Origin of the sequence: Enterococcus sp. AZ067, from assembly GCF_051715005.1 — a bacterium.
In the GTDB taxonomy this organism is placed as follows: Bacteria; Bacillota; Bacilli; order Lactobacillales; family Enterococcaceae; genus Enterococcus_D; species Enterococcus_D casseliflavus.
Map to the genome: position 1 here is coordinate 1,368,026 of NZ_JBIOSY010000001.1, position 24,567 is coordinate 1,392,592.

Annotated in this window: 15 protein-coding genes and 1 pseudogene; 14 read left to right on the plus strand and 2 right to left on the minus strand. The window is 43.4% G+C overall.

Annotated features, from left to right (window positions below; translation table 11 throughout):
• Nucleotides 1–24: 24 nt before the first annotated feature.
• From IGI82_RS06415 to IGI82_RS06465, 11 genes and pseudogenes are all read left to right on the plus strand, one after another.
• On the plus strand, nt 25–1,059 hold the full coding sequence (locus IGI82_RS06415; protein WP_438841914.1) for a DUF916 and DUF3324 domain-containing protein: 1,035 nt from the start codon (nt 25–27) through the stop codon (nt 1,057–1,059).
• Nucleotides 1,060–1,673: 614 nt separating this feature from the next.
• Nucleotides 1,674–2,402 (plus strand): LytTR family transcriptional regulator DNA-binding domain-containing protein, encoded by a 729-nt coding sequence (locus IGI82_RS06420; RefSeq protein WP_015509411.1) that lies wholly within the window; start codon nt 1,674–1,676, stop codon nt 2,400–2,402.
• Nucleotides 2,403–2,429: 27 nt separating this feature from the next.
• Complete coding sequence (locus IGI82_RS06425) at nt 2,430–8,795, plus strand: bacterial Ig-like domain-containing protein (protein WP_438841915.1); 6,366 nt, start codon at nt 2,430–2,432, stop codon at nt 8,793–8,795.
• Nucleotides 8,796–9,054: 259 nt separating this feature from the next.
• Nucleotides 9,055–10,731 carry a potassium-transporting ATPase subunit KdpA gene (gene kdpA, locus IGI82_RS06430; protein ID WP_438841916.1) on the plus strand — a complete coding sequence of 559 codons (1,677 nt, stop codon included), beginning with the start codon at nt 9,055–9,057 and terminating at the stop codon, nt 10,729–10,731.
• 12 nt (nt 10,732–10,743) lie between these two features.
• Nucleotides 10,744–12,774 carry a potassium-transporting ATPase subunit KdpB gene (gene kdpB / locus IGI82_RS06435; protein ID WP_438841917.1) on the plus strand — a complete coding sequence of 677 codons (2,031 nt, stop codon included), beginning with the start codon at nt 10,744–10,746 and terminating at the stop codon, nt 12,772–12,774.
• A 41-nt stretch (nt 12,775–12,815) separates the two neighbouring features.
• Nucleotides 12,816–13,352 carry a potassium-transporting ATPase subunit C gene (locus tag IGI82_RS06440; protein WP_015509414.1) on the plus strand — a complete coding sequence of 179 codons (537 nt, stop codon included), beginning with the start codon at nt 12,816–12,818 and terminating at the stop codon, nt 13,350–13,352.
• A gap of 12 nt (nt 13,353–13,364) precedes the next feature.
• A complete protein-coding gene (locus IGI82_RS06445) occupies nt 13,365–15,965 on the plus strand; it encodes a sensor histidine kinase (RefSeq protein ID WP_128487538.1) in 2,601 nt (866 codons plus the stop codon).
• Between the two features lie 11 nt (nt 15,966–15,976).
• Nucleotides 15,977–16,669 carry a response regulator transcription factor gene (locus tag IGI82_RS06450; RefSeq protein WP_438841918.1) on the plus strand — a complete coding sequence of 231 codons (693 nt, stop codon included), beginning with the start codon at nt 15,977–15,979 and terminating at the stop codon, nt 16,667–16,669.
• 219 nt (nt 16,670–16,888) lie between these two features.
• The gene (locus tag IGI82_RS06455) at nt 16,889–17,911 is read left to right on the plus strand and encodes a LacI family DNA-binding transcriptional regulator (RefSeq protein WP_438841919.1); all 1,023 of its coding nucleotides are present in this window, start codon (nt 16,889–16,891) and stop codon (nt 17,909–17,911) included.
• Nucleotides 17,912–18,061: 150 nt separating this feature from the next.
• Nucleotides 18,062–18,163 (plus strand): annotated as a pseudogene (locus IGI82_RS06460) (carbohydrate ABC transporter permease); the annotation flags it as partial.
• Between the two features lie 19 nt (nt 18,164–18,182).
• Nucleotides 18,183–19,493: an alpha-glucosidase/alpha-galactosidase gene (locus IGI82_RS06465; RefSeq protein ID WP_438841920.1), complete on the plus strand. Its 1,311-nt coding sequence runs from the start codon at nt 18,183–18,185 to the stop codon at nt 19,491–19,493.
• A gap of 253 nt (nt 19,494–19,746) precedes the next feature.
• Here IGI82_RS06465 and IGI82_RS06470 read toward each other — a convergent pair whose 3' ends face one another.
• Entirely contained in the window at nt 19,747–20,178 is a 432-nt protein-coding gene (locus IGI82_RS06470) for a GNAT family N-acetyltransferase (RefSeq protein ID WP_438841921.1), read from the minus strand.
• Nucleotides 20,179–20,461: 283 nt separating this feature from the next.
• Here IGI82_RS06470 and IGI82_RS06475 point away from each other — a divergent pair, with 283 nt between their 5' ends.
• Complete coding sequence (locus IGI82_RS06475; RefSeq protein ID WP_010747909.1) at nt 20,462–21,802, plus strand: peptidoglycan DD-metalloendopeptidase family protein; 1,341 nt, start codon at nt 20,462–20,464, stop codon at nt 21,800–21,802.
• Between the two features lie 77 nt (nt 21,803–21,879).
• Here the strand turns inward: IGI82_RS06475 and IGI82_RS06480 are convergent, their stop codons facing one another.
• Nucleotides 21,880–22,248 carry an iron chaperone gene (locus IGI82_RS06480; protein ID WP_077454582.1) on the minus strand — a complete coding sequence of 123 codons (369 nt, stop codon included), beginning with the start codon at nt 22,246–22,248 and terminating at the stop codon, nt 21,880–21,882.
• 418 nt (nt 22,249–22,666) lie between these two features.
• Here IGI82_RS06480 and IGI82_RS06485 point away from each other — a divergent pair, with 418 nt between their 5' ends.
• Nucleotides 22,667–23,179 carry a hypothetical protein gene (locus tag IGI82_RS06485; protein WP_015509419.1) on the plus strand — a complete coding sequence of 171 codons (513 nt, stop codon included), beginning with the start codon at nt 22,667–22,669 and terminating at the stop codon, nt 23,177–23,179.
• Nucleotides 23,163–24,518 (plus strand): PTS cellobiose transporter subunit IIC, encoded by a 1,356-nt coding sequence (celB, locus tag IGI82_RS06490; protein ID WP_016610408.1) that lies wholly within the window; start codon nt 23,163–23,165, stop codon nt 24,516–24,518. The genes IGI82_RS06485 and celB overlap by 17 nt, the downstream gene beginning before the upstream one ends.
• The last annotated feature ends 49 nt before the right edge of the window (nt 24,519–24,567 follow it).

Genomic DNA, 24,567 nt, shown 5'->3' on the forward strand with positions numbered 1-24,567 from the left:
TTTGTGTAGAAAGGATCTGACAGGATGCATCAGAAGAAAGTTCGAGGCAAAGGATTTCAGTATTGGGTAGTAAGTATTCTAACGGTCTTATTTTTCATTGGTACGAGCAGTACGGGGGCAGCAGATTCACTTGATACCTTCGATGTTCAAATCAAATTGCCAGAGTCACAGCAAGACAAAGAGCTGATGTACTATGATTTGTTGCTGAAGCCCAAGGCAGAAGAAAAACTAGCGGTCATGGTTTCCAATAAAAGCGAGCAACCAATCAATCTACAGCTATCCTTTAATCGAGCGGTCACGAACATGACGGGTGTCGTTGAGTACTCTGGGGCAAATGAGGAAGCAACGCCTTCTGCTCCATACGCGATCGAAGAACTCGTCACTTTAAGTGATGAAACTCTTTCGTTAGCCCCTAGTGAGCAAAAAGAAATCACCTTGACAGTCCAGATGCCATCTGAATCCTTTGATGGGATTTTGGCAGGGGGACTATACGTCCAGCAAACCGGCAGTGAAGAATTTCAAGGAAATGTCCAAAACCTACTAGCCAGAGAAGTGGCGGTGTTGCTTCGTAACAAAGAGACCGACATCCCACCAGCGGTCCGGATTGAGAAAGCCCATCTGGAAGAAATCAATCGCCGCAATGTCATCATCGTAGCGGTGGAAAATACAGCGGCAAATTATCTTAGCAAGGCCACGCTTGCTTATGAAGTGTTTCATGATGGACAAGCAACAGCGATCAAAGGAGAAAAAGAGATCCAATTAGCGCCCAATGCGTTAATGAATTACGCACTGCCATTAGATGGAAACGAACTGCAATCAGGAGAGTATGAAATAAAAACGACCCTCAAAGCAGCTGATCAACAATGGCAAGGAGAGCCCACTTTCCAAGTTGAAAGGCAAGAAGCGCAAGAAAGAAACGAGCAAGATGTCAGTATTAAAGAAACCTCCTCACCGATCCTTCTCTATTTATCGATTGGGGGTGTTTTATGTCTGATCATCGCCTATTTGATTTGGCATAATCGTAAGCTGAAGCGAGCATTGAATAAAAGTGATGATTAGTAGGTAGTGGAAATCAACGGTGGTTGCAGGAAAAGTCTACTATTATAGTAAAAAATGTTTTCAAATAGCTAAAAGCAGTACCACTCATAAAAAGAATCAGGAAAGAAAACCATTTATCATTGAGAATAAATGGTTTTTTCGTGTTCCGCACGTTTTGTTGAGAACAGTGAAGAAGAAATTTTGACATTCACCAATAGGAGGTCATGTCATCACTGATGAATAATTGTTCTTCAATCGTTAAAAGGAAAGAAGCATCCAGTGGAAAATAAATAACGTTTGTGATGTTGGGTTCTGATCATTTTTTTCACATGAAATTATCATAAAACTTTACACAATAATGTTTCCGCTTCCCTAAAAGTCTGTCGTAGATATTGTTAAAAAAACATAATATTTTTCTGTTGGCTACGCTTACTCCCTTATAAAAGCTTTAAGAAAACTCTTTAGCGTGTCTATTTATCTATAATAGGTTTAGACCAATTACAGCGTCTTTTCTTACTTTGTTTTTAATTTAAACTACCTTTTTTGCATGAATGTTTCTTTAATTCGTTTGAAAGTGCAAGCAGGCATTTTTGATTAAGAATACAATTAGAAATGATGCAAAAAGGAGAATTAAGATGTCTGCAAATTTGAGCAATTTCGCTGTTTATATAGTAGATGACAACTTTTTTAATGGGAATTTGATGAAGAAAATGATTACGGAAAGTCGTGTTCCGCATTCTTTAGTGCAGATTCTTTCACCTGAAGAATTAGCCCCTTTTCTTGACGGATACCTAACAGATGTGAACGATCTCTTCTTATTTTCCATTGAAATGAAAGGATTTGATCGAAGTTTTCAATTAGCAGGAAGCTTGAGAGAACAATGCAAAAAGTGTCAAATCGCTTTTTATGGTGCCTATGCCTCCAAAATCGAAATCAAGAAGCTGAATCTTATCTGTCCTTTAGGGATCATCGATACAAAAGAAAAGGAGGTGGCAATGCAGCTAAGAAATTTATTAACGGAAGCGATCGAAGTCAAACGATCATTACTCGGAAAAAAGCACTTATTAAAAATCGTCAGTAAAAGAGAGTTGATGGTGGTTGATGCAGAAGCAATCAACTATATTACAACGATCAAAGGAGAGCGAAACCGAATCGCTTTTCACCAAAAAAAGTCGATCGAATTCCTCGAAACTTCCTTGAAGGTGATCAAACAATTAGAGCTGCCAGAGTATTATAACGTCTTCAAATCCTACATTATCAATGCGCGACAAATCAAAATGATCGATCGAACAAACAATGTTTTGTGCTTTTTTAATGGAGAAGAGTTAGAAGTCGGGAAAAAAATCCGTAAGGCAATCAGTTAAAACTACATACATTTACTGGAGGAAAAAATGAATAAGAGAAGCAAAAGAATTCGTCATGGCATCGTTGTTACCGCACTAGGAATCACTCAAGTGATCACTCCGATCATGGCGATAGCGGAAACAACCGAACAAGAACAGACCGTCAACACGCTAGACAAATCCGATCAACTACTAGAAACGATGACTGAATCGACAAATGATGCTAACGGAAACGAAGCACAAGCAGCTGAGGATGCTGAAACAGATTATTCTTCCGAAGCGAGCAAAGAGGAATCATCAGCTGGTTCAAAAAACACGGAACCAAGTGAAACGAGCACATCCGCTTCCTCAAATAGAACGGAAGATTCTAGCCATGCGAGACAAGAAAGTTCTTCAACATCCGATTCAAAAGAAACCAAAGAAGAGCAACACACACCTCGTGTCAGCACGCGCATCAATGACCAAGAACTTTTGGAAAAAGGCACCCTGCTGACAATTGCTGGCGAAGAATTCAGCCGAACGGAAGAAACACGAATCTTAAACAATAGTCCAGTGAAACTGAAATTGGATTTTGAAATCAATAACAAAGATTATTTCGCTGGCACCACTGCTGTTTTTGACTTGCCGCAAGGCCTTGGCTTTAGTGATGTGCAAGGAACCAATGAAGCGATTAATGCATCGTGGGCTGTAGATAGTGCAGCTCATCAACTGATGATCACGTTTAATCAATCGGTTCATGATGCCTCTTTTTCGATCGAGTTGACTAGTTATCTATATTCAGAAGATAAGCCTCAGCTAACGATTGAGATCGGCGATCAAAACCAGACAAGCTATGCGATTGATTTGTATGAAGAGGTCGATCCGATTCAATATGTGTCAGAAAAAAATGTCTTTGGGATGGATGGAATGGTTTACTACAATACCGATCGGACATTACCTGGAACAGAAACTCTTTCACTGCATTTGGTTGATACGCCGGGGGCTTCCTTCAAAAAGATTGAGACTCAACCGTTAAAAGTTTTCAGCTATGAGGTGGATATCAAAGGAAAGATCAAGCCAGAAACACAGACAGCATTAGTCGAAGGGACAGACTATACGATCACCTCAAATAGTCTTTACAATACTGCTGTTGAAATCAAACAGATGGACAAACAAAAGGCTTATGGGGTTTCTTATCAATTCACCATGAGTTTGACCGAGCTGACGGATTATACGCCTTCTTTTTCAAAAGGGTATCCAACGACCGGATTTGGTTCGGTACAGCTAAAACAAACAACTGCCCAAAACAGAGGGTTTTCCTTTATCGCAAAAACCAGCAAAGATGAAAAAGAAGTCGATTCAAGGTATTTTATGAGTGTTGCTTCTGCCAGTTTTATGAATGGCCTTTCTAAAGGAAACTACTATGTATCAATTCATCAAATGCCGACGGAGATGAAAGCTGGTCAACAAATTATCCTTTCGAGTCAAAACGGACAGCCGATCACGGCGAAACAGTTAACAGCAAGAGACGCCTTCTATCAAAATGTGACTTTTTCGGATTATTTTTCTGTCGAAAATAGTGGGGACAAACTGATTGTGACTGCTACAAAAGACAGCAATCTCACTCTTGGTTCCACGAACATAACCGTACCCTTTGATCAGAAAGATATCATTCTCAATGTCTCGACACCGTTGATCGCAAATAGAGAATTCAAAATCGTTGAAGACAACTATGTCGAACCAATCAGTGTTCTTAATCCCAACAATGCTGAAACGGCTTGGGGAAATTATGATCAAAATGGTGCTTACATGAGTGATACTTCCATCAACATCGAAGGCAGTAACTCACAACCAATCGAAAATTTACAAATGTTTATTGAACACCCAGAGTATCTTTCTTTGAGAAAGGTACCAAAAGTCAGTTTTTACTACACATTAGGAAAAGATTATACGATTGAAGAAGTAGCAGGCGGAACGATGGTCACCTTTACGTCGCCCATTACCTATTCCGTTCAATTTGATATTGGCTTCAATTACGTGCCAGACAGTTTAGCACCGACAAAATCGATTCCTAATGATACAATTCCAATCACGATTTCCGCAACGGGACTTGACACGGTTCACACCTCCGTCTATACCGGTAGGAAACTGTACTCTGAACGCACGCTCCAAAGCAGTAAGAATCAGTTTTTAGTCAACGCGCGTCAAGATACCATCAGTGATTTGACCGTTGAAACTCATGTACCGAAAAATACCGATGTCGTGTTTTCGATCATCGATGTTTCCAATGAACAAGTCAGTGGCATTTATCCACAGTATTGGGATCGTGGCTATTATGATAACCAAGCCATGAAGGAAAGCGATCCGAATTATCCAACGATCACCCATGATGAAGAAACCAACTATTATACCTTTGATTTTGGAACGACCAATCGGCGCTACATTATTTCCTATCAATACGCCAATGGATGGCAGGAAATGAGTACGATTTATGTACCTGGTTATGCAAAAGAACCGTTATCAAATAATCAGCAAGGCACAGCTACAGTTTCAGTATCCAATACGGCGACAGATATTATTGGCATTACGCAAAATACCGTCAATAATACGAAAAACATGACGCAAGTCAAGGTCACGACAAAAAATATCGATGATGGCTCGAAAAAAGTAGCAAATCCAACGATCCTTCTAAAATCGTTAGGGAACACCAATGGCGAAATCGATTTAGGATCGATCACTGTTTCGAATGTGCCAGATGACAGCTATGAAGTCAAAGAAATTGACGGGGACGTACTGCTTGTCTTTTCAAACTATGTTCTAACGAAAAACATCGAAATCAGTTACAACGTCCTTTCACAAAATGCCGGCCAAATCTCAGCCTCAGCCACGATCGTTTCTGATACGATCGATACCTTGTCGGAAGCCAAACGGACGGCTACCTCGACGGTGGCCAATCTGCAATTTTCGGCAGGCGATTCCAGCGGGATCATCTACAAAACCAATGCCACGCTTGATGTTTATAATACCGAAGAGCCAACTGAGAAGATTGCGGGGGTTACTTTGACGCTTTGGAATCAATTGACAGGAGATATCGTTTCTGTCTTAACGGATGAAAATGGAGAATACCAATTAGCTGATATTTATACAGGGACCTATATGCTTTATGTTTCCTACGTCCCAGAAGGTTACGTCATACCACAGGAACTTCAGCTTGGTAAAGAGGTGCAAGTGAACCGGACGGGCAATCATCTTTCTGTCGGCATTACACCAGAAGAAGACTTGTCGACGATCGACGCCAAAGATAGCACGATCTACGTGGGAGATGAATGGCATGCTGAAGACAACTTTGTTTCAGCGACAGACAAGCATGGCAATGCGTTGACCTTCTCGGAAATTACCGTCAACGGTGAGGTCGACATATCTAAAGTCGGCACTTATGAAGTCAAATACATGAATGGCAACGTGAGCGAGACAGCGACGATCACTGTGGTGGCCAACCAAGAAACAGTGGCAGCCAAAGACAGCACGTTATATGTGGGCGATGCATGGACAGCAGCTGATAATTTTCTAGCGGCAACGGATAAAGACGGTAACACAGTGGCAATAACAGAAGTGACCATCACCGGTGAAGTTGACACGGATACACCTGGAGAATACCAAGTAATCTATCGCAATGGCAAAGCCGAAGCGACAGCCACGATTACCGTGTTAGCTGATCAAACATCAGTCAAAGTAAAAGATAGCACCTTATACGTCGGGGACGACTGGCATGCGGTTGATAACTTTGTTTCGGCAACGGACAAAACAGGAGCGAATGTCCCATTTTCAAATGTGATCGTTAGTGGAACCGTGGATACTTCCAAAGAAGGTCAATATCCAGTGGTCTATCAAAACGGCAATCAAACAGCAACAGCGACGATTACCGTGGTTGCCAATCAAGAAACAGTCGTTGCCAAGGATAGTACACTTTATGTTGGAGATGCGTGGGAACTTGCGGATAATTTTGTTTCAGCAACGGATAAGAAGGGACAACCGTTAAGCTTGGCAGAAGTCACCACCAGTGGTGACGTGGATACGAAAGTACCAGGAGAATACCAAGTCATTTATCGCAATGGCAAAGCTGAAGCGACAGCCACGATCACCGTGTTAGCTGATCAAACATCAATTAAAGCCAAAGATAGCACCTTGTATGTTGGTGACGATTGGCATGCGGTTGATAACTTTGTTTCGGCAACGGACAAATCAGGAGCGAATGTACCATTTTCAAATGTGACCGTTAGTGGATCAGTTGATACTTCCAAAGAAGGTCAATATCCAGTGGTTTATCAAAACGGGAAAGTAAAAGCAACGGCGACGATTACGGTTGTTACCAACCAAGAAACGGTAGTTGCTAAAGACAGTACGATTTATGAAGGCGATGACTGGCAAGCCGCCGACAACTTTGTGTCGGCAACAGATAAAGACGGCAACGCAGTAAAACTTGCAGATATCACAACAGTAGGGACAGTTGACAGCGCCACACCAGGGAAATATGAAGTGATTTATCGCAATGGCAAAGCTGAAGCGAAAGCCATGATCACCGTGTTAGCTGATCAAACGAGTGTCAAAGCCAAAGACAGTAACTTATATGTTAGTGACGAGTGGCAAGCAATCGACAACTTTGTTTCGGCAACGGATAAAACAGGAGCAAACCTACCATTTTCAAGAGTGACTGTTAGTGGATCAGTTAATACGAGCAAAGAAGGTCAGTACAAAGTTACTTATAGCAATGGTAAAACAGAAGCTATTGCTACGATTACGGTTGTTGCGAACCAAGAAACGGTGGCAGCTAAAGATAGTACGTTGTATGTAGGTGACTCATGGGAAGCCGCGGATAATTTTCTTTCCGCAACAGACAAAGACGGCAAGGCATTGCCGCTAACAGAAGTAACCGTTGATGGCACAGTTGACACCTCTAAAGAAGGCAGATATGAAGTGGTTTATCGCAATGGCAAAGCCGAAGCGACAGCCACGATCACCGTGTTAGCTGATCAAACGAGTGTCAAAGCCAAAGACAGTACTCTGTATGTCGGCGACGATTGGGAAGCTGCCGACAACTTTGTCTCAGCCACAGACAAAACGGGAGCAAACCTACCATTTTCAGGAGTAACCGTTAGTGGCTCAGTCGACACCTCCAAAGCAGGCGAGTACCCAGTGGTTTACCAAAATGGTCATGTCAAAGCAACGGCGACGATTACGGTTGTTGCCAACCAAGAAACGGTAGTCGCTAAAGATAGTACGATTTATGAAGGCGATGACTGGCAAGCCGCCGACAATTTTGTATCGGCAACAGATAAAGACGGTAACGCAGTAAAACTGACTGATATCACAACAGTAGGCACAGTCGATAGCGCCACACCAGGGAAATATGAAGTGATTTATCGCAATGGCAAAGCTGAAGCGAAAGCCATGATCATCGTGTTAGCTGATCAAACGAGTGTCAAAGCCAAAGACAGTACTCTGTATGTCGGCGATGATTGGGAAGCTGCCGACAACTTTGTCTCAGCCACAGACAAAACGGGAGCAACGGTTGAATTATCAGGAGTAATCGTTACTGGTACCGTCGATACCAATCAAGAAGGCACATACGATGTCACTTATACGAATGGAAAAGTCAGCGCCACAGCGACAATCACTGTGGTTGCTCACGAAGAAACGGTCGTAGCAAAAGATAGTACAATCTATGAAGGAGAGAAATGGCAAGCTGTCGATAATTTTGTCTCGGCAACAGATAAAAGCGGACAAGCAGTTGATTATGATCAAGTATTGATTAGCGGTACAGTCAATACTGATGTGCCTGGAAAATACCAAGTCATCTATCGAAATGGCAAAGCCGAAGCAACTGCCACGATCACCGTGTTGGCAGATCAAACGTCTGTGACTGTGAAAGATAGCGTGATTTATGTCGGTGATAACTGGACAGCAGCCGACAATTTTGTCTCCGCTACAGATCGTGACGGTAAGTCACTCGCATTGGAGCAACTGCTGGTGGGCGGTTCGGTGGATACGAAGAAAGCGGGCACCTATCAAGTCACTTATTCAATCGTCACTGATGAAGCAGCAACTCCTAACTTTTTCGCACGTTTATTTGGTACTCGCTCACAAGAAGCAGTCACCGCCACAGCGACGATCAAAGTCGTTGAAAAAGCAGAAGAACCAGAGGAGAACGATCAGCAGCCAGAGAAAGATGATTCTGACAAAGGGCAACAAAAACCAACGGATGAAGGGCAGACTGACAAACAAACCAAAGCGACCGCAAAGGACAAACGGTTGCTACCAAAGACTGGTACAGCCATCACTCAAGGCTATTCGATTGCAGGAGTGAGCCTTGTTGCTCTAGCGGGGATCGTCTTCTTTCGTAAGAAACACACGATCAAAAGCAGAAAAACGAAATAAGTCGCAATGACTCTAGCAGCGGATATCGTGAAGGATATCCGCTGTTTTTTTTAATACCTGCTGTAGTGCGGTTTTCTTGTCCGATAAGCAGCCGTATAAAGAAGATATAAAGATGCTAGCAGAAGATTTACACTATTTTTATTTCTTTTTGCGTATGCTTACGTCATGAAGGAGTGAAGAATATGAATCTTGTTTTAGGAATAATCGGAGTGATCGTAATGATCTATCTCTTTTGGTACTTGTTTGAGGGGGGAGAACGATGAGTAGCTATTTTGTGCAAGGCTTTTTATTTTTACTGATCTTACTAGCAGCAGCGGTTCCTTTGGGCTGGTATATCAAAGAAATCATGCAAGGAAAAACACCGCGGTTTGTCCGCTTTATTCAACCCATTGAACGGTTGACCTATCGAGTGATTGGTTCGGTCAGTAAAAAAGAAATGACCGCCAAAACCTATCTATTTTCAGTCTTGGCCGTCAGTGTCTTTTCCATCATCGGCTTGACCGGATTATTGATGGTTCAGCACTGGTTACCGCAAGGGGCAGCCGTTGAGAACATGTCCTTTGACTTAGCATTGAATACAGCCGTCAGTTTTGTGACGAACACGAACTGGCAAGCTTACGCTGGGGAAGAAGCACTGACCAATCTTTCCCAAGCATTAGGATTAACGGTGCAAAATTTCTTATCAGCAGCAGTAGGACTAGCTGTACTGTGTGCCTTGATTCGTGGGCTGCAGCAAAAGCAAAAACGTACGGTAGGGAATTTTTGGCAAGACATCACCCGTTCCTTGCTCTATATCCTTTTGCCACTTTCATTGATTTTAGCGATCTTGCTCCTGTCTCAAGGCGTCGTCCAAACGTTGAGCAGCGGCATGGAAGTCAATGGATTTGAGGGAGAATCCTTTTGGATGGCGCTCGGACCAGTAGCGAGTCAAATCGCCATCAAGCAATTAGGGACTAACGGCGGCGGTTTCTTTGGCGCCAACGCTGCTCATCCATTTGAAAACCCAACGATGTTCAGTAATTTTTTAGAAAACTTAGCGATCTTGTTGCTGCCAGCTGCTTTGATTTTTGCCTTTGGCTTTTGGATCAAAGAATGGAAACAAGGACGTACGATCTTGATCACCGCAACCGTCTTTTTGATCCTGGCTTTTATTGGCGTAGTGATCAGTGAAGCTTATGGACCGCAATTCAGTCAAGTGTTTGGGAATGCCAATCTAGAAGGCAAAGAAGTACGTTTCGGTGTCGGTTGGTCGAGTCTCTGGGCAGTGAGTACCACCGCTGCTTCCAGTGGATCAGTCAATGCCATGCTGGATAGTTTCACACCACTCGGGGGTGCGATTCCGATGTTCTTGATGCAGCTGGGGGAAATCATCTTTGGTGGTGTCGGAAGCGGACTTTATGGCATGATCGCTTTTCTATTATTGACGGTCTTTATCGCTGGTTTACTCGTCGGACGAACACCAGAATATATCGGCAAAAAAATCGAAGCCTTTGACATTAAAATGACGAGTATCGTTATTTTGACGCCATTGCTACTGACGCTTTTCGGGGCTATGTTGATGACCTTGCATCCTGACATCATGAGCTGGCTAACCAACCAAGGCGCCCATGGCTTTAGCGAACTGTTGTATGCAGCAACTTCGTTTAGCAACAACAACGGGAGTGCCTTTGGCGGCTTGACCGCAGATACTGTTTTCCTGAATAGTTTGGGTAGTATCTTGATGTTCGTTTCACGTTTCGTTCCCATCGCAGCCATTTTATATCTGGCAGAAAACATGGGGGCCAAAAAGAAAACCGTTCGTAATGAAGGAACCTTGTCAACCACGAGTCCAGTCTTTGTCACGATGCTGATCATTGTGATCATCGTGATCGGTGCACTGAGCTTTTTACCAGCGATGGCTTTAGGTCCAATCGCAGACTTCTTTACAACGAAATAGGAGAGAGAAAAAATGAAAAAAATCTATCAATGGGCGATCGGCGAATCCTTTAAGAAATTGGATCCTCGCCAACAAATCAAAAACCCCGTAATGTTTGTGGTTTATTTAGGGGCGATCTTGACAACGATTTTATGTTTTCAAGAACAAACGGTCCCGTTGTGGTTTAGCATCAGTGTGACCGTCTTCTTATGGTTGACCTTGTTGTTTGCCAATTTTGCCGAAGCAGTGGCAGAAGGGCGCGGCAAAGCACAAGCGGATAGTTTGAAGCAAGCCAAAAAAGAAATCATGACCTACAAAGTCATGTCCTTGGAAGATGTCGCCAAGGAGGCTTTTATCGAAGTCCGTTCCTCCGATTTGAAAAAAGGCGACTTGGTGTACGTTCCATCTGGCGAACAAATCCCTGCCGATGGGGATGTCGTGGAAGGTGCTGCTTCGGTGGACGAAAGTGCCATCACAGGAGAATCAGCCCCTGTTATTCGTGAGTCTGGCGGCGACCGCAGTGCAGTCACGGGAGGAACGTTAGTCGTTTCCGATTACTTGGTCATCAAAGTGACCGCTGAAAATGGTCATTCTTTTTTGGATAAGATGATTGCGATGGTGGAAGGGACACAGCGGAAAAAAACACCCAATGAGATTGGCTTGCAGCTGTTCTTAGTGACACTGACCATCATCTTCTTGGCTGTTTCCATCACATTGATTCCTTTTACCGATTTTAGCAGTCAGTTATCTGGTCGGGGAACGGCGATTTCCAGTGTGATCGTGATCGCTTTATTGATTTGTCTCGCACCGACCACGATCGGCGCCTTGATTTCCTCGATTGGGATCGCTGGAATGAGTCGTTTGACCAAAGAAAACGTCATCGCCATGAGTGGCCGCGCGATTGAAGCAGCAGGAGATGTGGATGTTTTGCTGCTGGATAAAACAGGAACCATTACTCTGGGAAACCGCCGTGCCAGCGAGTTCTTGCCGGTACCAGGTGTCACCGCCAAAGAGTTGGCAGATGCAGCGCAGTTGGCATCTTTTGCCGATGAAACAGCGGAAGGCCGCAGTATCGTGATTTTAGCCAAAGAAGCCTTCAATATTCGTGAGCGGGAGTTTCAGCAAGTCGATGTTCATTGGATCGATTTTAGTGCCAAAACACGGATGTCTGGGATCGACTATCGTGGTGATGAGATCCGTAAAGGAGCTGCGGATACGATCAAGCAATATGTGACGGCAAATGGGCAGACCTATCCCACTGCGTGTGACGAGATCGTAGAAAAAGTCGCTAAGGCTGGTGGAACCCCATTGGTCGTAGTAAAAAATGGCCAGGTACTTGGAGTCGTTTATTTAAAAGACATCGTGAAAAACGGCGTCAAAGAAAAATTTGCCGACATGCGAAAAATGGGCATCAAGACGATCATGATCACTGGGGACAACCCCTTGACGGCAGCTGCTATTGCCGCCGAAGCGGGCGTCGATGATTTCTTAGCCGAAGCAACACCAGAAAACAAAATGAACCTGATTCGCGAATATCAGGAAAAAGGGCATTTGGTGGCGATGACGGGGGATGGAACCAACGATGCACCCGCACTCGCCCAAGCCGATGTGGCAATGGCGATGAACACTGGTACGCAAGCAGCCAAAGAAGCGGGCAATATGATCGATCTTGATTCCAGCCCTACCAAATTACTGCAAGTAGTCCAAATTGGTAAACAGCTGCTGATGACCCGTGGGGCATTGACGACCTTTAGTATCGCGAATGATATCGCCAAATATTTCGCAGTGATCCCTGTTCTGTTTTATGCGATTTATCCAGAACTCGCAGCGCTGAATATCATGAATCTTGGTAGTCCCTTAACTGCGATTTTGTCCGCAGTCATCTACAATGCAGTCGTGATCATCGCCTTGATCCCTTTGGCGTTAAAAGGGGTCAAATACCAAGAAAAACCAGCCAGCCAAATGCTGCGGCACAATCTGGTCGTCTACGGCTTAGGCGGCATCATCGCACCATTCATTTGCATCAAGCTAGTAGATTTGCTTTTGTCAGCTGTTCTGCTATAAGAAAAATCCATCAGAGTCAAGGAGTCATTTAGGAGGAAAACATGATGAAGAACACCCTCTTTGCCAGTATCAAATTTTTACTAGTTAGTACCGTGTTATTTGGCGGTCTCTATACATTGTTGGTCACTGGTGTCGGACAAGTCTTTTTTGCCCATCAAGCCAACGGCAGTCAAATCGTAGAAGACGGAGCGGTCAAAGGATCTGAGCTGCTTGCGCAACCCTTTGACCAAGCAGGTTACTTCCAAGGGCGTGATCAAACCGTTTCACAATTGTCGCCCTATGATACGACCCAAAAAAAGACCGTAGCTGAGCGGACAGCGACGTTGCTGGCAGAAAACCCAACCCAAACCAGTGTGCCGATCGATCTCGTGACCGCTTCGGGTAGTGGCGTTGATCCTGATATCAGTGTCGAAGCGGCACTTTTTCAACTGCCGCGGATCGCTGACACAAGAGGCATCGATGAACAAATAATTCATGATATAATAAACAGGAATAAAGTAGCTGATCTGTTCTCCACGAGAGAATACGTCAATATCATGACCTTGAATCAGCAGCTCGATCAATTACCCGAGGAATAGGGGGAAGCATCTATGAGTGAAAACAACCAGCAGACGATCCCAGAAGAGATGCTGCTGCAAGCAGGCTTTGGACCTAAACGTGGCAAACTACGGGTGTTTTTCGGTTTTGCTGCCGGTGTCGGAAAAACCTATACGATGTTAACCGAAGCCCATGAGTGTTTGCTCATGGGCAAAAATGTGGTGATCGGCTATATCGAACCCCACAAACGTCCCGATACCAATCGATTGCTTGAAGGGTTACCACAAGTACCATTAAAGCAATACCAGCACAAGCAATTGACCCTTTATGAGCCAGATATCGATCGACTGATCCAACTAAAACCAGATATCGTCTTGATCGATGAGTTGGCACATACCAATCCCATTGGTGCGCGAAACAAAAAACGTTACCAAGATGTCGATGAACTATTGAATGCAGGAATCACCGTCTACACGACCATCAATGTCCAGCATATCGAAAGTCTGAATGATATCGTGGAAAAGGTCACGGAAGTGGAAGTCAGAGAAACGGTGCCTGACACCTTTTTCCAACACGCCAGTTTGCGGGTAGTGGATGTTGAACCAGACGAACTGATCGATCGATTGGAACAAGGAAAAATCTATGCTGATGAAAATGCCAAACGAGCGCTAAAAAATTTTTTTACGCCAGAAAAACTTGATCATCTGCGGGGATTAGCGATCCAAAAAGCTTCCAATCATATCAATCAAATGAACGGCGGTCGAAAACGAGTTCAAAGCAAGCTTTTGACCATCATTGATGATCGCTTGCCAAAAATGGCAGAAAAATGCATTCGTTGGACCGCTCGCTTAGCCCAAGGAGTCGGTGCCGAATGGACGGTCATCCAAGTTCGATCGTTAGATGATACACCTACCGAAGTGCCGTTGGCAGAGCGTTTGGGTGCAGAAGTCATCAACATTGAAGCGGATGACAGTTTTGAAACCATCGTAGAGTATGCCAAAATGACGGGCGCCAGTGACATTATCATGGGGAAACAGGTTTCTCAAAAGTGGTTTCAAAAATTGTTTGTCGAGGATTTAGAAGACCGCTTGATTCGGCGCCTTGATGACATTGAGATCCATTTGATTCCTTTTAAAGAAAAAATGCAGCGACCACGGCTGACGTTTTCGCAATTATTTGAAGGCGGCGGTCGAGATTTCACCTTGACCTTTGGGCTGATCATGCTCGCCACCTTAGTGACAGAAGGCATGCAGTATCTGCATTTCGGCGAGCAGAACTTGATGCTGGTCTACATCTTTTTTGTTCTCTTAGTGGCCCGTTACACGAGTGGCTATCTATGGAGTGCCATGGCATCAATTATTAGTGTCCTTTCTTACAACTGGTTCTTTGTCGAACCCTTGTATTCCTTGACGGTCTATAAAGCAGGTTATCCAATCACATTAGTGATCATGCTGATCGTTGCCTTGATGATCAGTAACTTGATGGTTCGATTGAAGACCCAAGCAGAAAATGCCAAGGAAAAAGAGCATCAAATGGAGATATTGTATGAACTGAACAAACAATACATGGAAACGCGGAATGAGCAAGAAATCTATGAAAGTACGACCACCTATTTGGCACGCTTACTCCAGCGAGAAGTGGCGTTATATGACAGAGAAGGCCACTTGAGAAGTCTGCATTCTTCAAGAGAAACACTGTCTCAACTGACTGGCAAGGATGAGAAAGCCGTCGCTTTTTGGGTCGTGAAAAATCAAAAAGAAGCCGGTCGCGGCACAGATACTCTGATTGGTGCCAATGGGTTCTACTTGCCGATCGTTTTAAACGGCAAACCACTAGGCGCCCTTGGGGTAGAACGCAACGAGGAGCATCAGTTGGCCAATAGTCAATTGAATTACTTGCGCCTTGTGATCACCCAAATCGCGACCGTGTTGGAACAAGTCTCATTAGCGAGTGAGAAAGAACAGATCCAATTAGAAAACGAACGGGAAAAAGTCCGCAGCAATCTACTGCGTGCGGTCTCTCATGACTTGCGGACCCCCTTGACGACGATTTCTGGCATTGCCGAAACATTGAGTGAAACCGAAGGCGTAATCAAAAAGGAAACGAAACAAAAGCTGCTAGGAGACATCCAAAGTGAATCCCAGTGGTTGATCCGCATGGTCGAAAACTTATTGTCGGTGACCCGCATCAACTTGACCAATATGGCGGTCAAGCGCAGTGAAGAACCGATCGAAGAAATTATCGAAGCGGTTTTGACACACCTAAAGAAAGTCTATCCGCAACAAAAAATCATCGTGAAGATGCCTGATCAGCTGATTTTTGTCCAAGTCGATCCAATTTTGATCGAACAAGCCTTGTTTAATTTGATTGAAAATGGGGTTCGCCATGGAACCGCCGATACACCGATTTTCTTGCGAGTTTCTCAAGAGCAAGATGTGGTCATTGAAATCGAAAACCAAGGGGAGATCCCCTTAGGACAATACCAAAAAATCCAAGCGAATTTGACCAATGACACCGAAGTGCCGGTGGATTCAAAAAATGGATTAGGTATCGGACTTAGTATCGTCAAAACCATCATCCATGCCCATGAAGGCAAATTGGCGATCGAAACGAAAGCAGGCAGTACGATCTTTCGTATTTATTTAAAGCAGTAAGGAGGGAGAACATGCAGCGACATTTTTTATTGATTGAAGATGATTCGAATATTGTTGATTTTATGGAGGTCATCTTGCAAAGAGAGCATTACAACTTTACATCAGTCGGCACTGGCATGGAGGCATTGATGCTCTTGCAGGAAGAAACCATCGACTTCATCTTGCTGGATCTGGGCTTACCGGACATTGACGGCATGGAGCTGTTGAAAATCATTCGTAAGCGCATGAACATACCGATCATCGTGATCTCTGCTCGCAAAGATGAACAAGACAAAGTGCAAGCATTAGACCTCGGTGCCGATGATTATGTAACGAAGCCCTTCAGTACCAATGAATTATTTGCCCGCATTCGCACGGCACTACGACACAAGGAGACAACTGCCTTTAGCAGCAGCCCAATTATCGTAAACAAGGAGTTAACGATCGATTTTGAAAAAAAAATCCTGTACAAGAATCAAAATGAGATCCATTTGACCAAAAACGAATACCGCATCATGGCAGTTATGTTCAAGAATTTAGGCAAAGTCGTCACTTACGATACCCTGACTAGCGAAGTCTGGGGACCTTTTGCAGCGGATGCACAAACCTTGCGAGTCAATATCTCAAACATTCGCAAAAAAATCGAAACCAATACGCTGCAGCCAGAATATTTGATCACTGAAATCGGTGTTGGGTATCGCTTGCGGGAGTATCCAGCAGAGTAGCGGTCGTCATAGGAAATAAGGAGGAAAAACGTGCAGCGGCTCTTTGGTCGCTGCACGTTTCTATTTGTTGTTAATTGCGAAGAGACGTTGAACTGATTGCTTCTCCATAGATGATTTGAAACTGTGGGTAAACAAGTAGGTTGGTTGTTAACTAAAATTTCTTTTCATTCTGATCATTTTGTGTTTATATCATAGTATAAAGTAAAAAAGGAGAGTATTATGGCAGGAATTAGAGACGTCGCAAAACGAGCGGGTGTATCGATCGCAACTGTATCGAGGGTGCTCAATGAAGATCCTACGTTATCTGTCACGCAAGAAACAAAAAATAAGATCAACGAAGCCGTGGAATATTTTCACTATAGTAAGAAGAAAGTACCTGTGAAAAAGGCAATCAATATTGCAGTGGTATCCACTGTTTCGGAAGAAGCTGAATTAGAAGATCCCTATTTTCGGGCGATTCGTCGTGGCATTCAAGCACAAGCAGAACAAAATAAGTTTCGCATAAAAAAAACGTATTATATGTCTGAACGCCCCGTTGCCATTGAGGAGCTAAGGGAGTATCAGGGAATCCTTGTCATTGGTCAAGTCTTGCCAACTTTTTTAGCAAAGATCGCAGCAGTCAATCCTCATATCGTCGTGATCGATGATCCTTCTTTGTCTTCAGAATGGGATGCGGTATATACGGATTTCTCTATAGCAGCAACCGAGCACTTAGAGCGTTTGTATAAAAAAGGGCATCGAAATATCGCTTTTATTGGGGGATATCGGGTACGTTTGGATGCATCCAGTGAGAAACATCAATCGCCAGATGATATGCGGATGAACACTTATGTGTATTGGATGAAAGAAAAAGGATTGGAAGAATACATCAATGTTTACCTAGAAGGATGGAACACATTAGACGGTATCAAAGCCACTGAGCAATTGCTTGAACAATGCAAAGAGAGCCTTCCTTCAGCTATTATGGTCGCCAATGATTCGATTGCAGTTGGTACATATCGCTCCTTGCAAAAACGTGGGTATCGGATACCAGAAGATATCTCAGTAGTCAGTTTCAACAATATTGAAGTTGCAGAATTTTTGACCCCATCTTTAAGTACCGTTGCCATCGATATGGAAGAACTGGGAAAAATTGCTTTACGGATGGTAGAAGAGCGGATCAAAGGCATTCGTCAAGTACCTGTTAAAATCATGGTGGCCAGTAAGATGATCGTCAGAGAAAGTGAAAAACAAAGAGATTAATGTTGAGAGTAAACACTGTAAAGTGTTTACTCTTTTTATTTTAGTTAAAAGTCATTGACAATCTAATTAGTAAACAGTATATTTGTTTTGTAAAAAGAAAACGGATACATAAAAAACAGTGGATGAATTGTTTCAAGAAAGTGGCTCTAAATGGCAGGCTCGCTACTAGCGATTTGGCCCATGGTTGCTGTCTTTATCATTTTTCAACGCAAATTTATTGAAGGAATTGCCACTACTGGCGGTAAATTATAAAAGAATGGAGCAATAGAAAATGACAAAAATCACCTTTATCGGAGCAGGAAGCACTATTTTCGCTAAAAATGTTCTAGGAGATGCAATGTTGACCCCGAGCTTAGCAGATTCCCACATCGCCCTTTACGACATCGATGAGAAACGACTTCGTGAATCTGAGGCAATGTTAAAGACGATCAATAAAAATGCCAATCAAAACCGAGCAGCAATACAGGTCTATCATGATCGCAAAGAAGCACTAAGAGATGCCGACTTTGTAGTAAACGCCATTCAAGTTGGTGGCTACAAACCTTCCACCGTCATTGACTTTGAGATACCGAAGAAATATGGCTTACGCCAAACAATAGGTGACACGATGGGCATTGGCGGAATATTTCGGACGTTGCGTACGTTACCAGTCATGTTGGAATTTGCTCAAGAAATGGAGGAAGTTTGTCCAAATGCATGGTTGCTGAATTATACGAACCCGATGGCGATGCTGACGATGGGGGTATTGAAAGCAACATCCATCAAAACGGTTGGGCTTTGTCATAGTGTTCAAGTATGTGTTCCAGAATTATTCGAGCATTTAGGGATCAAAGAACAATATGATCTGGCTGACTTCCAGTGGAAAATTGCTGGTATCAATCATATGGCATTTTTATTGGAAATTACCAAAGATGGGGAAGATTTCTATCCAACGATCCGTCAGTTGGCTGAAGAGAAAGAAAATCCCCACCGTGATTCAGTCCGCTTTGAATTGATGAAACGTTTTGGCTATTATATTACAGAATCTAGTGAGCACAATGCCGAGTATCACCCTTATTTCATTAAATCAAAATACCCAGAATTGATCGACGATTTGGGGATTCCGTTGGATGAATATTTAACCCGTTGCGAAAATCAGATTCGCGATTGGGAAACGATGCGGGAGGATATCGTCGATAATGGCGATTTGACCCATAAGAGAAGTCGGGAATACGCCTCTTATATCATGGATGCCATCAAGACCGGCAATCCAACCGTTATTGCTGGAAATGTGTTGAATAAAGGCTTGATCACCAATTTACCAGAGGATGTCTGTGTGGAAGTTCCATGTTTGGTGGATAAGAACGGCATCCAACCAACCTACGTCGGCGCTTTACCAACGCAGCTTGCTGCATTGAACCGAACCAACATCAATGTGCAAGAATTGACTGTCGAAGCAGCGTTGACCCTTGAGAAAGACAAGATTTATCAAGCAGCTTACCTCGATCCTCATTTATCATCAGAGTTATCATTGGCAGATATTACCCAATTAGTCGATGATTTGATCGAAGCCCATGGGGATTATTTACCAGATTATCACTGATAAAGAAGGAAACTGGTTCACTCAAACGGTATCGAAAAAAATCCTTTGATTGGTATCGCGAAGTGATTGTCACCAAGGGGGGAACCATTGGTTGAAATACCGCTAGTAAATAAAGAAAGCATTGCCGATCCAGCAAATGGAAGGCAATGCTTTTTGTCGTTTATTGTATCCATTGATTCGACGGGTAAGCCGATCAGCGGTTATGGTCGTACGATTGATCAAAAGGGGAAAAAGAAGGTGAAAAAAAGCAGCATCAACGATGCCACTCCATGGTGTTTTCGATTTCATCGGTATCAGAGTCCAGTTGTTCAGAAACGATGGTAAAGCCATGTTTGAGATAAAACGCAATAGCAGCTGTATTTTTTTGGTAGACGTTCAGAGTCAGCTTCTCGTGTTCTGCTTGTACTTTTTGTAAAAGCTGCTTGCCAATGCCGTGGGCACGATAGTCTTTCAAAACGAAAATACCAGCGATATACTCATCCAACATCCCGATGAAGCCGACAGGCTGATCATCCACCGAATAGGTGTAGATAAGGGCATCGGCAAAGGCATTTTTCACAAAGTCATAGTTATCTTGCCAATGGGCAGCTGAAATAAAGTCATGGGCATCCAAATTGCTTTGCAGCCAAATCTGGGCGATTGTTTCTAATTCAGAATCGGTAAATTTGGTCACTTGTTGTATCATGAGAACCTCCGTTTTTTATCCAGTATAGCATAGGTCCACTGCTGATTACTGCAAATCACGGCTTTTTCGTAAGCAATTGGTCAGGAGATCAGTCAATTAATAAGTAACGAAGGTTAAAAGGCGAAGAAAAGCAATCTTTTTCGTTGAAATATTCTAACAATTTTGTTTCAGCTAGATGTCAATTTCTTGCAGCCAGATGTTATTTGTGTGAAAACAGCCCCAAGAGTGAAATCTTTCGGTATGCTAAAGAAAGCGATAAGACACATTTAGTTAAGGAGAAAAAATGAAAAAGACACTTTTGGTTGCAAGTTCACTTGTTTTGCTGACGCTGCCTGTCGTGACGGTATCCGCAGACAGCTTTGATCAGAAGATCCAGCAGCAAAATGAAAAAATCAATGACATAAAAAATGAATCCACCTCATTAGAATCGCTGAAACGTTCTACAGAGGCAGAGATTCAATCGATTGAAGGAGAAATCCAAGCAATTTTACAAAAGAAAACGGCGACGGAAGAAGAAGTCAATGCCTTGGCACAAGAAATCCAAGTCCTTGAAGAGAAAATCATCAAGCGCACAGAAGTACTGGCGAATCAAGCGCGTGACATTCAAACGTCGGAACCTTCCAATCGTTTGTTCCAAAAAATCGTTGATGCGGAGTCCATCGGAGAAGCTATTCAACGGGCGATCGCTTCAGTAACGATCATGAATGCCAGCAATAGCATTGTCGAACAACAGCAAGAAGATATCGCAACGAGCCAGAAATTGGAAAAAGAGTTGCAGGAACAATTGGTTGCGATCGAAGAGCAGTCAAACGCATTGCAAGGAAAACAAGCGGAATTAGCTGATGTCAAATTGAATCAAGAAGTTGCACTAGCCGACCTTGCCCTGGCGTTGAACACCGAAGAAGAGAAAAAAGACCAATTGGAAGCGGACAAAGCAGAAGCACAACGGCAAAAAGAAGCAGCGTTGAAGCAACTGGCTGAACAAGAAGCACAAGAAGCAAAAGCGCGCAAAGAAGCAGAAGAAGCAGCCAAACGTCAGCAAGCAGCAGAAGCCAAGTCAGCTGAAACTGCCGAAAGTCCTGCCGTTCAACAAGCAGCAGTGGCGGCAGCCCAGCCGAAGACGGAAGCCGCAGTGGCGCCAGAAACATCGGTGTCGTCAGAAAAAACTGCAGCTACGCCTGCACCTGTGCAGCAAGCAGCTGAGCCAAAGGAACAAGCAAGCACAGGTGGATGGCAAATGCCAGTCGATTCGGTTCATATTTCGAGTCGTTTTGGGTATCGAACAGATCCAACAGGTGCATCAGGAAATCAACATAATGGCATCGACTTTACTGGGGGGACAGGAACGCCGATCTATGCAATCCAAGCAGGCGAAGTCGTTGAAGCGGGCTATGGTCCGTCAACTGGTAACTATGTGATCATCAAACATGCCAATGGCGTTTACAGCTACTACATGCACTTTAGTACGCTGCCAGCTGTTTCGGTCGGACAAAGCGTCTCAGCTAGACAATATGTTGGCGGTATGGGAACGACTGGGAATTCAACTGGCGTCCATCTACATTTAGGGATGTCAACAAGCTTATGGTCAGGATTCTTTGATCCGGCGCCAGAATTAGGCTTATAATAGTCAGAAAAACCGCAGAAGCGAACAGGCTTCTGCGGTTTTTTGGGTTGCTCTTCTTTTACGAAGTCTCGATTGGCTCAGCGCCAAAAGCGGGTCATCTCCGCTTTGTCTTTCAGGTTGAAAGCGATCATGTCCTCAATCAATCCTTGATCGATCGGCTCAGTCCACTTGATGCGAAAAATGTTATCCGTATGGCTGTAACCAGCTTTTTCGATGGCATCGGCAAACTGTTCAAGACACTTGGTTTCAGGGGAGACAGAAAAATGTGGTTTTGAAACGCTGAAACCGATAATAAAGGTCTCATGGGCGGTGAACATCGGCTGATTCCACTTGATGACTGGAACGAGGTCAGGAAATTTCTTGGTAATAGCGGCAAATAAGGCACGCAGTTTTTCTTGCTTTACTGGATCTTCAATGCTGGTTAAGTAAGTTTCTAATACATCCATGGGGAGGATCTCCTTTCGTTTTAAGGAACGAGTACAGGGAATGTCGATCGCTAAAAATAACGCGTGTTCGAAATCAAACGTTTTGTTACTTAGAGTGTACTGTAAAGTTAGCAACTTTACAAACCTGTTGCCTTGTTTGGGGGATAAAGCCTTCAGGAACAAACACTGTTTGCAAAAACGAATGCTAAAAATAACTTTTTTCTACTCGAACAAAAGCCGAGAGTCAGGAACATTCCCTCGTTATCCTGCAAGGTTCCTTGAGATTCGCTTAACTTTTCAGAAATAACGAATGAAAAAGCAGATTATTTTCAGAGAACACTTTCAAAAAGAAATCGGTTGCATTCAACAAGAATTCTGCTAGAATATAACTTGTTCGAACAAGTTGTTGAGCGAAAGCAAAACGAAAGGAGGAGGACTTGTGACCAAAAGGAAACCGGTAACCCAAGCAGCCAAGAAAGAATATGCAAACAAAAGTATGCGGTTTAATCGTTTTTTACTTTTTCGTTATATGACTGCGATCTTTTTCTTTGTCAATCTTTATTGGACCCTATTGAGTCTGTCTCAATGGACATGGGCTGGTTTGATTCCCATTGCCTTATTGATCGTTGATGGACTTATACTTATTGAACAAACTCAAAAATATTGGCAGCAATCGAATCGTTTACTGGTGACAAAGATCGGTTATTGGCTCCAATTCGGCGTCAATCTCATTGCAATTTTTGGTATTTTGATCGGGCAGCAAGCAACGTTGATTCCTTTTATGAATCAATCGGGTAGAGGGATCTTACTTGCCTTGTTTTCTGTCGGCATGATGGCGTGTTTGTTCATTCAGCGTAAAGCGTGGTTGATCGAGCATGACCGCGACAAATATTTCACGTATTTGACTACATTTGAAACTCAAGGAGGAACAGTCAATGGATTCAGAAAATAACAAAATGTTTGCCTTCTTGGACCGCTACTTAATGGGTCCAATGGGGAAAATCTCACAATTACGGATCGTTCGTGGGGTCATGGCAGCCGGGATGGCGTCGATTCCTTTCACTATCGTAGGATCAATGTTCTTGATCATCAGCGTTTTGCCACAAAGTTTTCCTGTATTAGAGGGCATTTGGAGTACATCATTTGATAAAGTAGTTAATCTCTATATGCTGGGTAACACTGCAACAATGGGGATTTTAGCACTATATTTTTGTATTGTTTTTGGATATGAGTATACTAAGATTCAAGCACAAGAAGAAAAACTTGTTTTAAGCCCAGTCAATGGAGCATTACTTTCTATGATGGCGTTCTTTATGTGCTTGCCGCAATTAGTCTTTGAAGGCGGAGTAGCCACGCTAGTTGAAGTGATTTCTGACGATCAGAAAATCATTAATGGTTGGGAAATCGGTGGAGGCGTTACTCGTTTAGGAACAACTGGGATCTTTACAGCGATCATCATGGCGATCATTGCCGTAAAAATCTACGCGTTTTGTGTGAAGCGCAATATTGTCATCAAAATGCCTGATACAGTACCTACAGGTGTTTCTTCCTCATTTACTGCTTTGATTCCTACAGCCCTAATTGCACTCACTGTGATCGTTATCAATGGTGCATTAGTCGCAATGGGCACAGATATTTTCAAAGTCATTGCGATTCCGTTTAGTTTCGTGACGCAATTGACCAGTACCTGGATCGGACTACTTGTTATCTACTTCTTCATGCATGCACTATGGATCGTCGGTATTCATGGGGCAACGATCGTGACCTCATTCTTGACGCCAATCGTGTTGTCAAATATGGTGGAAAACCAAAATGGTGCCAACATTGCCTTTGCGGGTGAATTTAACAACAGTTTCGTTACGATCGGTGGTTCAGGAGCGACGTTAGGAATGGTGATTTTCATCGCCTTCTTTGCAAAATCAGCGCAGTTAAGTGCTTTAGGAAAAGCAGCGATCGTGCCATCCTTCTTCAATATTAATGAACCGATTTTGTTCGGGATGCCAGTGGTATACAACCCGTACACAGCGATCCCATTCTTCTTAGCACCGATGGTTTCAATGTCCGTTGCTTATTTTGGTATCAACTTAGGCTTTGTTAACCCACCGATTGCTCAAGTAGCGTGGCCGACCCCAATTGGATTATCTGGCTTTATTGGTTCAGGTGGTGACTGGCGTGCCTTTGTCTTAGCAATCATCTGTGCAGTCGTTGCTTTCTTGATTTGGTTCCCATTCATCAAAATGTATGATGGCAAATTATACAAGGACGAACAAGCAAACGCAACGAAGGCATAATCAATCCGTTTTTTTGATAAGCCGGCTATGAAAAATAGCTGGCTTTTTT

What these genes read in the sequence shown, in the direction of transcription:
- kdpA (WP_438841916.1), top strand. Translation starts at nt 9,055, where the DNA reads ATGAGTAGCTATTTTGTGCAAGGCTTTTTATTTTTACTGATCTTACTA.
- IGI82_RS06470 (WP_438841921.1), bottom strand. Translation starts at nt 20,178, where the DNA reads ATGATACAACAAGTGACCAAATTTACCGATTCTGAATTAGAAACAATC.
- IGI82_RS06445 (WP_128487538.1), top strand. Translation starts at nt 13,365, where the DNA reads ATGAGTGAAAACAACCAGCAGACGATCCCAGAAGAGATGCTGCTGCAA.
- kdpB (WP_438841917.1), top strand. Translation starts at nt 10,744, where the DNA reads ATGAAAAAAATCTATCAATGGGCGATCGGCGAATCCTTTAAGAAATTG.
- IGI82_RS06415 (WP_438841914.1), top strand. Translation starts at nt 25, where the DNA reads ATGCATCAGAAGAAAGTTCGAGGCAAAGGATTTCAGTATTGGGTAGTA.
- IGI82_RS06475 (WP_010747909.1), top strand. Translation starts at nt 20,462, where the DNA reads ATGAAAAAGACACTTTTGGTTGCAAGTTCACTTGTTTTGCTGACGCTG.
- IGI82_RS06450 (WP_438841918.1), top strand. Translation starts at nt 15,977, where the DNA reads ATGCAGCGACATTTTTTATTGATTGAAGATGATTCGAATATTGTTGAT.
- IGI82_RS06440 (WP_015509414.1), top strand. Translation starts at nt 12,816, where the DNA reads ATGATGAAGAACACCCTCTTTGCCAGTATCAAATTTTTACTAGTTAGT.
- IGI82_RS06480 (WP_077454582.1), bottom strand. Translation starts at nt 22,248, where the DNA reads ATGGATGTATTAGAAACTTACTTAACCAGCATTGAAGATCCAGTAAAG.
- IGI82_RS06425 (WP_438841915.1), top strand. Translation starts at nt 2,430, where the DNA reads ATGAATAAGAGAAGCAAAAGAATTCGTCATGGCATCGTTGTTACCGCA.
- IGI82_RS06465 (WP_438841920.1), top strand. Translation starts at nt 18,183, where the DNA reads ATGACAAAAATCACCTTTATCGGAGCAGGAAGCACTATTTTCGCTAAA.
- IGI82_RS06455 (WP_438841919.1), top strand. Translation starts at nt 16,889, where the DNA reads ATGGCAGGAATTAGAGACGTCGCAAAACGAGCGGGTGTATCGATCGCA.
- IGI82_RS06420 (WP_015509411.1), top strand. Translation starts at nt 1,674, where the DNA reads ATGTCTGCAAATTTGAGCAATTTCGCTGTTTATATAGTAGATGACAAC.
- celB (WP_016610408.1), top strand. Translation starts at nt 23,163, where the DNA reads ATGGATTCAGAAAATAACAAAATGTTTGCCTTCTTGGACCGCTACTTA.